Source organism: Bacteroides sp. Ga6A2 (assembly GCF_000702225.1).
Lineage (GTDB): Bacteria > Bacteroidota > Bacteroidia > Bacteroidales > Bacteroidaceae > Ga6A1.
Map to the genome: position 1 here is coordinate 15,249 of NZ_JNKX01000048.1, position 11,852 is coordinate 27,100.

At 44.1% G+C, this 11,852-nt stretch carries 9 protein-coding genes and 1 pseudogene; 3 read left to right on the plus strand and 7 right to left on the minus strand.

Features of this window, described 5'->3' with window-relative positions; translation table 11 throughout:
* Positions 1–53: 53 nt before the first annotated feature.
* The 5 genes from T538_RS0111900 to T538_RS18435 all read right to left on the minus strand — a co-directional run bounded on the left by T538_RS0111900 (position 54) and on the right by T538_RS18435 (position 7,529).
* Positions 54–2,405: an efflux RND transporter permease subunit gene (locus T538_RS0111900; RefSeq protein ID WP_031534005.1), complete on the minus strand. Its 2,352-nt coding sequence runs from the start codon at positions 2,403–2,405 to the stop codon at positions 54–56.
* A 250-nt stretch (positions 2,406–2,655) separates the two neighbouring features.
* On the minus strand, positions 2,656–3,273 hold the full coding sequence (locus T538_RS0111905; protein WP_031534006.1) for a TetR/AcrR family transcriptional regulator: 618 nt from the start codon (positions 3,271–3,273) through the stop codon (positions 2,656–2,658).
* Positions 3,274–3,454: 181 nt separating this feature from the next.
* Positions 3,455–4,672, minus strand: a complete 1,218-nt coding sequence (locus tag T538_RS0111910; protein WP_031534007.1) for a hypothetical protein — start codon at positions 4,670–4,672, stop codon at positions 3,455–3,457.
* A 330-nt stretch (positions 4,673–5,002) separates the two neighbouring features.
* Complete coding sequence (locus tag T538_RS0111915; protein WP_031534009.1) at positions 5,003–7,120, minus strand: TonB-dependent receptor; 2,118 nt, start codon at positions 7,118–7,120, stop codon at positions 5,003–5,005.
* Positions 7,121–7,331: 211 nt separating this feature from the next.
* Positions 7,332–7,529 carry a hypothetical protein gene (locus tag T538_RS18435; RefSeq protein ID WP_139185228.1) on the minus strand — a complete coding sequence of 66 codons (198 nt, stop codon included), beginning with the start codon at positions 7,527–7,529 and terminating at the stop codon, positions 7,332–7,334.
* Between the two features lie 736 nt (positions 7,530–8,265).
* On the opposite strand from T538_RS18435, the gene T538_RS0111935 reads away from it, so the two are divergent.
* Positions 8,266–8,538, plus strand: coding sequence for a co-chaperone GroES (locus T538_RS0111935; protein ID WP_031534012.1), 273 nt, complete (start codon positions 8,266–8,268; stop codon positions 8,536–8,538).
* A gap of 56 nt (positions 8,539–8,594) precedes the next feature.
* Entirely contained in the window at positions 8,595–10,226 is a 1,632-nt protein-coding gene (gene groL, locus T538_RS0111940) for a chaperonin GroEL (RefSeq protein ID WP_031534013.1), read from the plus strand.
* A gap of 114 nt (positions 10,227–10,340) precedes the next feature.
* On the opposite strand, the gene T538_RS18995 is transcribed toward groL, so the two are convergent.
* A complete protein-coding gene (locus T538_RS18995; RefSeq protein WP_231497109.1) occupies positions 10,341–10,493 on the minus strand; it encodes a hypothetical protein in 153 nt (50 codons plus the stop codon).
* Between the two features lie 707 nt (positions 10,494–11,200).
* Here T538_RS18995 and T538_RS0111955 point away from each other — a divergent pair.
* The gene (locus T538_RS0111955) at positions 11,201–11,572 is read left to right on the plus strand and encodes a hypothetical protein (RefSeq protein WP_031534015.1); all 372 of its coding nucleotides are present in this window, start codon (positions 11,201–11,203) and stop codon (positions 11,570–11,572) included.
* Positions 11,573–11,644: 72 nt separating this feature from the next.
* Here T538_RS0111955 and T538_RS18440 read toward each other — a convergent pair.
* Positions 11,645–11,852, minus strand: a pseudogene (locus T538_RS18440) (IS5/IS1182 family transposase); the annotation flags it as partial.

Consider the following 11,852-nt stretch of genomic DNA (forward strand, 5'->3'; position numbering starts at 1 on the left):
CCTAAAAAATTATGAACTATCATTTTTAATTGTCAATTGTCAATTATGAATTGTCAATTTTCCTCCTCTTTTCCAAATATTTTCAGCATTTTGAACAATACCGGAGTGATGAATAAGTCGGCAAGAAGAGCCGAAATTAAGCCAGCCACCGCCAATGTTCCGAAGTGTCTCATCTGAATGGCGTCAGAAACAGAGAATCCGAGGAAAGTGGCTGATATTATGACAGATGTCATGACGATAGCCAAGCCCGTTACGCGGAATGTCGCTTTCACGGCATGCTCGTAGTTTCGTTTGCGGTTGAACTCAAGATGTGCGTGGTTTACAAAATGGATTGTGTCGTCTACCGCCAGACCAAGAATCATCGGGATGATGCAAGCCGTCATCATGTCGAGCGGATAGCCCAGCCAACCCATCATGCCGCCAACAAACACCGCAGGCGCAAGGTTCGGAATCATTCCGATAAGGCCGAGCCTGATGTTTCCGAAGACAATCATCAGCAGTACGCCGATAATCACGGCCGACAGGATAAGCGACCACATCTGTCCCTTTGTGATGTACTGCTGCATAACCGTAAACTGAGGCAGATTGCCCACCGTAGAAACTTCGGAATTCGGGAACAGCTCTTTGGCGCGGGCCTCGAGACGCTTCATCTCGTTCTCAATCTCGTTAGAGTTGTAGTTGCTGATTTCTATTTGCAGACGCAGACGTCGATATTCATAATCCATCCAGTATTCAGATTCCGAGCCGCCGGCGTTCTCGTAAAGAAGCAAGAGCTGTGCCACCGCATCGTAGTTGTCGGGAACGTGATAATACGCTGTGTCGTTGCCGTTTAGCGTGCAGTTCATGTCTTTTATTATGTCGAGAACCGAAGAGTGACGCTTTGTCAGCGGATATTTTTCAATTTCGTGTTCGAGAGTCTCGAGTTTCTGAAGATTCTCGGGCTTCTTGGCATCGCCTTCTTCGGGCAGTACAACCATCAAATCGTAAGAGTACATCGTTCCGAGTTCTGTTTCGCACAGTTCAAGAAAACGGCGCGAATAGTCAACCTTTCTGCCCATCGAACGCTCAACGTCGAATGCCGGCTCAATCCAGCAAACGCCTATGCCACAGAATATTGTGATGATGGTTGAAACAACGATAATCTTCTTTGAATGACGCAGAACGTATCCGCCAAAACGCTCGAAAAGTCCGGCAGACTTGCCCTCGAACGATGTTTCGAACTGTTTGTTGTTCTCTGCCTTCTTTCCGAGCGAAAGCATTATTGGGGTAATTACAAGAATCGAGATGAGAACCGACACGATTGCAAGCGCAGAGTTTATGCCCATCGCCTTCATCGGAACAATGTTCATGGCAAGGAACGTCATCATTGCTGCAAGCGTTGTGAAGCCCGAGAAGATAACAGGCCAGGCTGTCTCGGCAATGGCATCGATGGCAGCCTGCTTGCGGTCGTGAAGTTTTATAAGTTGTGTTCTGAAGAAACTGTAAACGTGGATGTTATATGCTATTGCTACGGCAAAGGCAAGCATAACGGTTATCATCGTGGTGCTCATGTCCAGGTAGAGCCCGAGCCAGCCTATAATTCCCATGGCGATAATAAGTGCGGAGATTGAGGTGAGGATAGGAATCAGAACACCTCGCAATGAGCGGGTTACAAGCGTCATCACAATCAGCGCAACGATAATTGCTATGACCATCAGACGCGACATCTCGCCTTTTATGTACTGAGCCTTGGCATAGTTCATGTATGGCATTCCGGCGATGTTTGGGTTTAGCGATGCGTATTTGTCTTTTGTACAGATTTTTATCGCCTCTCTACCAGTTTGGTTTTCGGGTGCCTCAAGTCCTTGTGCGCGCCAAAGACTGTCGGAAGGGTAGGGGCGCAGTTTTACCAGAATCCACGACATAGTGCCGTCTTTGCTGATGAGTTTCTTCGACACATATTCCTTGCTGTAAGCCTTTTGGCGTATTGAGTCGAGCCCCTCTTTTGAATCTGGAATTACCTCTGGCACAATCTGTTGCAGTTCCATTCCATCCTCCGTTCCGACCATAAATTCGAGGTCGGTGATAGACGTGATTTTCTCGGAATACGACAGACTGTCCATCAGTTCGTTGCTCAGTTCGCGAACAAGTTCGAGGTTCTTCTTGTTAAACAGACCCTCTTTGTTCTCGACCAATACGGCAACATAGTAGTCGTTGCCGAAAATGCTCTTGAACTCGTTGGTTTTCAGAATCATCGGGTCGTCTTTCACGAAATAGGTATCGAACGATGTTTTAAAATAGATACGTTTCAGTCCTGCTACCGAAAAAGCAAGCAGGGCGGCAAACGCAATCATCACGATTATGCGATGATTTACAACAAATTGTCCGAATCTGCGGAACTTTGTGTTTATCTTCTCGATATTCATAATACTTGTTAATTATATGGTTTTAAGTTATGCAACTTTCTACTAAAACCGAACAGTGTTCTTTTGACTTTCAAAAAAGAGACGTGCATTTGTTACACGTCTTTGTCTTTCTGTCGGGCACTTAACACTTTTTGTTTTAAATCTGTTGCAAAATTACTGCGGAAAACAAGTATGGGCAATAACTAAAATTAGGGAATATTTACGTTCTGATACCTAAAAGTGGGGATTCGTCCTGAAAAAAGTCGTGTTTTTATTTTACATCTACGCCAAACAGACTTGCCCAGCCGCTTGTTGAGAAATGCACAAAATCGCTTGCAAACTTGTCTAACTCGCTGTCGGAGAGGTCGTGGCTTGCCATCTCGCCGATGATTGACAGCATCCACGCGCAGTTGGCATGAATGAAAAACGTTGAAATGTCGGTATTTATATGCGGATATTTCATCTTCATCTTTCCGAAGAACCAAAGAATGTGCGCGGTGGTGGCATCTGTATAGTTGTCGCGGAAGTTGTTTACCGTTGAGCCTTCGGATTTGTAGAGAATAAGGCGGATGATGTCGCGGTATTTTGTTACGAAACTGATGAACAACTTAGCCGTTTCCTGCTGCTTTTCAATGTCCATCATGTCCTCGAGGGTGGTGCTTTCGGAGTGCCGTTCCTTGGTTATCTGCATCATCGAGTCGATAAACGGACGGCAGACGGCAGTCATGAGTTCGTCCTTGTTTTTGTAGTACGAATATATTGTGCTCACACTAATACCCACGCGGGCGGCGATGGTGCGCAGCGAAGCATCGGTGAAGCCTTTTTCAAGAAACTCCTCTTCGGCATATTTTATTATCGAATTCCGGACATTGTCTTTTAAAATCTGCATAAGTGCGTAGTTTTTTAGAGTTAAACAAAACGCTGTTTGATTTTGCAAATATAAACCGAATTTTTCGATTGTGCAAAAAAATAGCGGAGCACGTTTTGTTAATCTCGTACTCCACCGTCCCCGAGTTAAAGAAAAAGGGAGCGCAGACAAATCCCGTCTGCACTCCCCAAAGCACCACTATTTACTCAAAACTATAAAAGAATGATGGAAAGCCTGTTACGGTAGCCACCTTTGTTTCTATATCTCCTGTGTTTATGTCTACTGTACAGAAACCGTTATACTCGGTGTTTGCCGAGCCGTATACCATCTTGTTGCCATGGCGCCCCATAGCAACGCCGTGTCCGTTGGTTAGCGGAAGTCCCTCGATAACTTTTATCGTCTTGTTGTAGATATCTACAATAACCGGAACGCCAATGTGGGCAAGGTAAGAGTTTGTATTGTCTGGCTCGAGGGCAAAGGCAAAGCCGTATGCAAACATTTTTCCGTTGCCAACGTAGCGGCACATCATAATCACGTTAAGATAGTCGCAGCTCAAGCCTTCAACCTTAGTCTTTGTAAGGTCTATGCAGTACGACTCGTCGAAATCCGTCTCGCCTTTTTTGATGCGCGCAATGCCTCCGTTGAGTCCCGGAATATAGCCGAACGAGCCTGTGCAGTTGACGTAGATATCGCCTTTCTCATCTTCGAAGATTGACTGGTTGTCTACCGGGCGTGAAGGGGCGCACAGACCGATGGAAGTGTTGCGCGTCTTCTTGATGAATTTATTGTCGGCAACGTTGTAGAGAGCCATCTCGAGAGCGTTCTCCGATGGCATCCACTGTGAGTTGTACTGCTCCAAGGCAACGTACAAGATGCCGTCGCGGATGAAGAGTGCTCCAGGATATGCTGCCACGCCTTCGTTGCGGAGCGATGAAAGGTCTATGCGCGAAATCTCGGTCATCGTCTGCGGATTGAAGACGATAATCATGTCAAGACTCTGACAGCCCACATAAGCCTTTTCTGCGTTTGCCTCTACAACGATTGCCGCGCTCGAGTTTGCAGGAAGTTCCATAGATCCTTTCAGTTCCAGTTGGTTGCTTGAGTTTAGAACGTAACGCTTCAGTTTCAGTTCCGTTCCGCCAGTATAGTCGGGGAAGACATAGATGTTGCCGCTTGGGCAAACGCAAGGATATGCGCCGAAGCCAAGCGGAATGGCGTTTGCGTTGCTGTAATTTACGCCGCCGCTGATATTGTCGACTGCCTGCAAGTAGCCGCTGCCCGTGCTTCCGTCGGGGTTGGTAACCGTTGTTGAAAACAGAATCTTGCCAGATGCCGTTGACTTGTCGTCATCTTTCTCGTCGTTGCAGGCTGCAAAAGATGCTGCAAATGCTGCAATAATAAATAAATGCTTGATTTTCATATCTATAATAAATTTAATTGTTTTGATTGTACTCTTTCGCTAAGTAACATGAGGAAGGGAAGTGTCCCATGCCGGAAAGCCCTATTCGGAATCTTGGTGGAGGTTTTCAGCTTTCTACTGTCAATTTTCAGTTTACCCATCAGCTATCTTGCCCGAACCTTGAACGTAGGTTGAACGTACCTTGAACGTAGCTTCCCCGTACCTACCCCGTAGCTACTCCGTATCTACTTCGTATTTTTCGGCTTATTTTCCTCTGCTTTGAATCTTAGTTGAAACGATTTTTCAACTTTTGCGAATTGTCCATTGTCAATTATGAATTGTCAATTGTCCTTATTTCATCACATATCTCACTTTAAAGCCGTAGTTTCTGCCCGGAAGCGGACGGTTCAGGTCGGAGAAGACAGCCTCGTCTGTCAGGTTTTTCACCTTCAGGGTGATAGTCCAGCGGTTGTTCATGAAACTGTGCTCATATCCAAGGTCAATAGTGAAAGCCTCCGGAATCTTGCGGTCCTGATACTTGCTCATCTCAAAGTCGTAGAAATACTCGCCGATGTATGATGCATCTGCCAAGAAACGGCTGTTCTGGCTTTTTCCGCCGAAAAGATTTTCCTTGTGAAGCTCAAATCCGAAGTTTGCCAGTTTGTACGGAACATTCGGCATACGCTTGTTGTAAGTCGGATTCTCGGCTGTCGAGCCAAGTTCATTTTTGCGTTTGTCGCGAAGGTCCTGATAAGTGGCGTTGCAGTAGATGTAAAGGAACGAAGTCACATCGCCCTTTGCCTCAATCTCCACGCCCTTGGTGTCTACCGTCCCGAAGTTAGCGTAGCGTGCCATTGTAGGAATCATATCAGCCTGATAGCGAATCATATTCTTCAGACGGTTGTAGAAATAGTTAGCCTCTATCTCGATAAATCCGAAGGTATTGGCACGATGATACAGAAGTCCGGCGTTGAGTCCGTTGCATCGTTCTGGCTCGAGGTTGGTTGACGGCAAGACTGAATATCCGTTGCCGGCAAGTTCTTCGGATGTAGGGATTCGGACTTCGGAACTGAACGTAGCCTTTGCCATGAGATATTTTGTGAACTTATATCGCATACTTTCGCTCACGCCCCAGTAGTTTTTCGACAATTTTACGGGCTGAGGATTGTTGATGTAAGTGTGCTCCAGAACCTTGGTGTCGGAAGTGTAATTGAAGTTCTTCACCGTCGTTGCGCTCATAAACTTACTGTCGAAAAGCGTGAGGTCGTACGACAGTCCGGTGGTGAAGCTGCTCGTCTTGCTGTCGAAATTAGTCTTGTAGCCAAACGACAAGTCCATCAGCTCGTTTTCGGGCTTCTGATTGTTGTGAGTGGCATAGACATTGAGGTTGAACGAGTTGTGAGCGTCTAAAAGATAGTTCATGTATACCTTTGCTATGAAGTCGTGCGACTGATTCTTTGAGTCCGAAGCGTAGTTGCTCAGTTCTCCGCCGTAGGGTGAAATGGAAGGATAGCGGTTGCCGTCCCAGTCGTACTTGTATTTGGCGTCGTCGCACATTCCGTTTCTGCCGTACGAGTATGCAGCATCAACATCAAGGTCGAGGCCGGCAAAAATAAAGTTGTCGCGCTTCAGGGTCAAGGCTGCTATTCCAGCTATGCCGTGGTTGTAGGCTTCGCGAACATCAGAGTCGATGCCCTGAATTTCGGCCTTTGTACCTAAGAATACAAGTTCCAGTTTTGCCTCGTCGAAATACCATTTCGTTGCTTTTATCGAGCCGCCAACCATAGCCTTCTTAAATTTGTCGTGGTCGCGCTTAACCTTTCGGTCATTAAGGTTTTTCAGAGTCATTTCGTAGTCGTTGTCGGCATATGTCAACATTCCGCCAAGACCGAATTGAATGCCCGTTTTCTTGTTAGTCTGCTTTAAAACCCAGTTGAATTTGTGTGTGTTGAACGAAGCAATCTCGTAACTTGCATCAACATAAACTGGCGGATATTCCTTCGTTACAACATTAACTGCTCCGCCGAGAGCCGAGCCTCCGAATCTGTAAGGCACGATGCCTTTGTAGACTTCGATGCGCTCAATCATGTCGGTATGAATATCGTTTAGCGACATATAGTCGGACATCTGCCCGATAGCAGCCTCGTCGATGTACAGTCCCACGCGCTTGCCTTCAAGTCCGCGCACCGAGATGCGTGATGCGCTGCCCACGCCGCCTGTGTTCCTCACCGTTATGCCAGCCATGCGCGATAGAGCATCGTTTATGCTCGATGTTGTGCCTTCGAGTTGGCGTGCTCCGAGAACGGTTACAGGAATAGCCCCTTCGCGCATCTTTCTAATCTCGTTGTGGGCAACGATTGTTACGTTTTCCAACTCTTGGCCGGCTATCGTAGTCGAGTCGGAATTGTTTTGTGCCGACATGTTTATTGCGGTTGATGTCAGCAGTAAAATAGCAATTTTTGACCTCATGATTCAATGATTGTATATGCTTTTGATTTTAGAATTGATTTCAAAATTAGATAATGTGCTGTTTCTCTTCATCTCTGTTAGAATCGTGTGCAAAATTATAATCGATGAAAAAAACTTGCAATCACTAAAAATAGTGAAAGGCTCGGAGAGACTAATTAGTTTTAGGGAAAAAAAAGGCTGCCCCGTTTAGAGTGGGGCAGCCGTTAAATTATTAGCAATATATGGTTATAAGTGCTGTCGTTTTATGCTTTTGGGTGTTGAATGTTTCTTTGTAGTATTTATCGTTATCAAGTTCTAATGTCTGTCCGTCGAACTCGCATTTGTAGGCATCGTAAGATCCGTTATTTACGTCCAGATACCATTTAAGAGTGTGAATGTCGTCATTTCCGAAGATTTTCCGACTCTTCATTTTTATCTCATAGATTTCTTCGTATCTTTTTTGACGGTTTTCTGCATCTATGATGTCCCAGTCAATCCATTCGAGAACTAGAGTTGTTTCGTTTTCTATAACAGAATTGTAAAGCCATGATTTCTTGAAATTTTCAAGAGACTTGTTCCTTGAAAGGCTTTTACCTTTTATAGAAATGATATTCGAATTTACTTCTTCAATATATTTGCCCTTTTCTAGGACTTTAATAGAGTCTAAAACATTTGTTCCTTTTGGAGACACGAATCTGAGGTATGTCTCGTGTAGGACAGGAGCTTTACTGTCGTCGTTATAGTTGTTGCACGAAAAAAAAGTGCAAACAAATATTAAAATGATAAATGATTTGAAATTCACCATATTGTTGTGGTTTTTAGGTTGTATTCTTTTTCAACGCAAAAATATGAATTATGAATTAAATATTGTATAGAAACTATATTATTTTTCTATTATTTTATTTTTTTGATATAAATCAACAGATAGGTTCGTTGTATTTCTACAGTTGTTTTGTTGATGAAATAAATAACATTTATGAGGAAAATCATTTTTTTGTAGAGAAAATAGAATTGAAAAGAGAAAGTAATAATCATTGTCACCTAATATTTATAGTCTGTCACGCCAAAACTGACAAACTTGGCAGATTTTTTGTCAATCGCATGGTTTTGGCACGCTTTTAGCAAGAACCAAATCAGAAATAATAAAAACATTAAAATTTAACGATATGAATATTAAACCATTAGCAGACAGAGTTCTGGTTCTTCCTGCTCCAGCAGAGGAGAAGACAATCGGCGGAATTATCATTCCAGACACAGCAAAAGAGAAGCCTCTTCAGGGCAAGGTTGTTGCAACTGGCAACGGCACTAAGGACGAAGAGATGGTTGTAAAGGAAGGCGACACCGTTCTTTACGGCAAGTATGCTGGTACTGAGGTTGAGTTCGATGGTACTAAATACCTCATCATGCGCCAGAGCGACATTCTCGCTGTTCTTGCATAAATAAGATATGTGGAGAAGAAAATTTCAAAACAATTAACCCATAAACATTAAAAATCATGGCTAAAGAAATAAAATATAACGTAGAGGCTCGCGAGCTTCTGAAAGAGGGTGCAGACGCACTCGCTAACGCAGTTAAGGTGACACTTGGTCCTAAGGGTCGCAACGTAGTTATCGACAAGAAGTTCGGTGCTCCACACATCACAAAGGATGGTGTGAGCGTGGCTAAGGAGATTGAGCTCGACGATGCTTTCATGAATGCTGGTGCTCAGCTAGTTAAGAGCGTGGCTTCAAAGACTGGCGACGATGCCGGCGATGGTACAACAACAGCAACAGTTCTTACTCAGGCAATCCTTAACGAGGGCTTGAAGAATGTAGCAGCAGGCGCAAATCCACTCGATCTTAAGCGCGGTATGGACAAGGGCGTTAAGGCTGTTGTTGAGAGCATCAAGTCAATGGCAGAGCAGGTTGGCGACAACTACGACAAGATTGAGCAGGTTGCTTCAATCTCAGCAAACAACGATCAGGAAATCGGTAAACTCATTGCCGACGGTATGCGCGCAGTTTCAGTAAACGGCGTTATCACTATCGAGGATGCTAAGGGTCGTGAGACTGTTTTGAAGACTGTTGAGGGTATGCAGTTCGACCGTGGCTATCTTTCTCCATACTTCGTTACCGATACAGAGAAGATGGAGTGCGTAATGGAGAAGCCATACGTTCTTATCTACGACAAGAAGATTTCTAACTTGAAAGACCTTCTTCCAATTCTTGAGCCTGCCGTACAGAGCGGTCGTCCATTGCTTATCATTGCAGAGGATGTTGACTCAGAGGCTCTTACAACATTGGTAGTAAACCGCTTGCGCGCTCAGCTTAAGATTTGTGCAGTCAAGGCTCCGGGCTTCGGCGACCGCAGAAAGGCAATGCTCGAGGATATCGCAGTTCTTACAGGTGGCGTAGTAATCTCAGAAGAGAAGGGCTTGACTCTCGACAAGGCTACTCTAGAGATGCTTGGTACAGCCGACAAGATTACCGTTTCAAAGGACAACACAACAATCGTTGACGGTGCAGGTTCAAAGGAGAATATTCAGGATCGTATCAACCAGATTAAGGCAGAGATGGCAGCTTCAACTTCTTCATACGACAAGGAGAAACTTCAGGAGCGTCTTGCTAAGTTGAGCGGCGGTGTTTGCGTTCTTGAGGTTGGTGCTGCTTCAGAGACAGAGCAGAAGGAGAAGAAGGATCGTTGCGACGATGCTCTTTGCGCTACTCGTGCTGCTATCGAGGAAGGTATCGTTCCGGGCGGTGGCGTAGCTTACATCCGTGCTCAGGAGGCTTTGGCTAAGGTTCAGGGCGATAATGCCGACGAGAACACAGGTATCGCAATCATCAAGCGTGCCATCGAGGAGCCATTGCGCCAGATTTGCTTCAACGCAGGTGTTGAGGGCGCAGTTGTTGTAAACAAGGTTCGCGAGGGTAAGGCTGACTTCGGTTACAATGCAAAGAAGGATGTATTCGAGAATATGTTTGCAGCCGGAGTGGTTGACCCAGCCAAGGTTACTCGTGTAGCTCTTGAGAATGCTGCTTCAATCGCAGGTATGTTCCTTACAACAGAGTGTGTAATCTGCGACAAGAAGGAAGAGAATGCTCCAGCAATGCCAATGGGTGCTCCGGGCATGGGCGGCATGATGTAATAAACGGATTTCATACCGATAAGATAAAAAGATGAAGCCGTCGTGCTCCGAATGAGGAGCATGGCGGCTTTTTTAGTTATAAAAAAATCATTTCTTTTCTTTCTGATTTCGATGTCAGTTTGCAGATTGCTCAAAGTAAAAGGCGTGGAAGATGTCTCCGCCCGTGACCTCAAGTTTGAGTTGTCTTTCTACTCCAGTTTCATTGGGTTCAAAAGTAACTTTGAGCCTGTTTCCGTTTATCTCGGCTTTTGCCCATTCTGTTGTCAATGTGTTGAATAAACACAGAAAAACGAAAGAGACATAAGGAAAAAATATAAATGCTTAATAATCTGTAAAATAACTTTTTTTTAGACGGAAAAACGAAAGAGACATCTTTTTTTATGCACTGGTGCTGAACTGGTGCTGAACTGGTGCTAAACTGGATTTTGAGTGGATTTTTTACCGAGTTTAACGCAAAATTTAAGGCTGAAAACACCTAAAACACAGTGTTTTAGGTGTTAATTTATGTTAAGTGTTAAATGAATGTCAGAAAAACGTTAAATCGGGCGTTAAATAGTTAAGCGTGAATTTAAGTAAGCGTTAAATAAAACGTTTTATGCATTAAACACAAATGAATAAATGAGCCATTAAAAAAAGTACATAAAAAATGTAAGCATTTTTTTAAACCAGTCAGAAAGGAGTAAAACAAAACAGCATCGAGCCGCCGCCAGTGGTGGGCGTTTTGCCGTCTATAATAAAGATGTCGATTTTGAACGCTGATGTAAATTTATGCTCCATTTTTAATTTTTTGACTAAAAAAACGCAAGTTTTAAATTTATTCAGTATATTTGCATCGTTCAAACATCAAGCGGCGCAAAGATACGCCGATAACATAGTATTTGCCATTTGCAAGGGTGCGGAACTGGAAACAGCCGCAACGGACTTGATGCCGTGAACAGCCCTAAACAAGTGGCGTTTTTATTGTTCAAACATCAATGAATTACAAAGATTTAGAGGCTTTAAAAAAAGCCGTTAAGTTCAATTTCACAGCGTCAAGAATTGGCAGAACAGACCACGAAAAAGAAGTTCTGGAACTATCCGCCGACATTGCAGCAGATCTTTTTTCGTATGGTTTCCCGTTTTACGAGTTTTCAGAAACACTGAACAAGATTGTAGAATTTTATTTTGTTCAGTGTCTTAAAGATAGCGATGCAACGCCGCTATTTATAGACGATTTCGAGCGATTCTCAAATGAGAAAAGAATGATTTCGACAGCATTTCGTTTTTTAGAAGCGTTGCAAACTGAATACTGGAAAAGAGAGAAGAAAGAAGAAAGCAGCGGTACGGAAAAGATAATTTTCAACTGATAGAGAGGGTGTGTCAAAATAGGCACATCCTCTTATTTGTTTTTTTACAGGCACGGCGTGGAAAGATTCTTTCTATGCCGCTTTTTTGATGTAAAATCTGTCACAAGCACCCACGAAGCCGCATTTTGCGTTATATAGTCGGTATATTGGTATAAAAACAGCCTTTGAGAGACCGTTCTGTGCCTGTTTTCTCATCACGGCAGCCATTTTCTTGATGTCAAAGGCTATGGCGAAGAAGGCAAAGTCCATGGTGACCTTGCCCTTGCCGAAGTGACGGAAG

What these genes read in the sequence shown, in the direction of transcription:
- T538_RS0111905 (WP_031534006.1), bottom strand. Translation starts at nt 3,273, where the DNA reads ATGCAGATTTTAAAAGACAATGTCCGGAATTCGATAATAAAATATGCC.
- T538_RS0111910 (WP_031534007.1), bottom strand. Translation starts at nt 4,672, where the DNA reads ATGAAAATCAAGCATTTATTTATTATTGCAGCATTTGCAGCATCTTTT.
- T538_RS0111915 (WP_031534009.1), bottom strand. Translation starts at nt 7,120, where the DNA reads ATGAGGTCAAAAATTGCTATTTTACTGCTGACATCAACCGCAATAAAC.
- T538_RS0111955 (WP_031534015.1), top strand. Translation starts at nt 11,201, where the DNA reads ATGAATTACAAAGATTTAGAGGCTTTAAAAAAAGCCGTTAAGTTCAAT.
- groL (WP_031534013.1), top strand. Translation starts at nt 8,595, where the DNA reads ATGGCTAAAGAAATAAAATATAACGTAGAGGCTCGCGAGCTTCTGAAA.
- T538_RS18435 (WP_139185228.1), bottom strand. Translation starts at nt 7,529, where the DNA reads ATGAAGAGTCGGAAAATCTTCGGAAATGACGACATTCACACTCTTAAA.
- T538_RS0111900 (WP_031534005.1), bottom strand. Translation starts at nt 2,405, where the DNA reads ATGAATATCGAGAAGATAAACACAAAGTTCCGCAGATTCGGACAATTT.
- T538_RS0111935 (WP_031534012.1), top strand. Translation starts at nt 8,266, where the DNA reads ATGAATATTAAACCATTAGCAGACAGAGTTCTGGTTCTTCCTGCTCCA.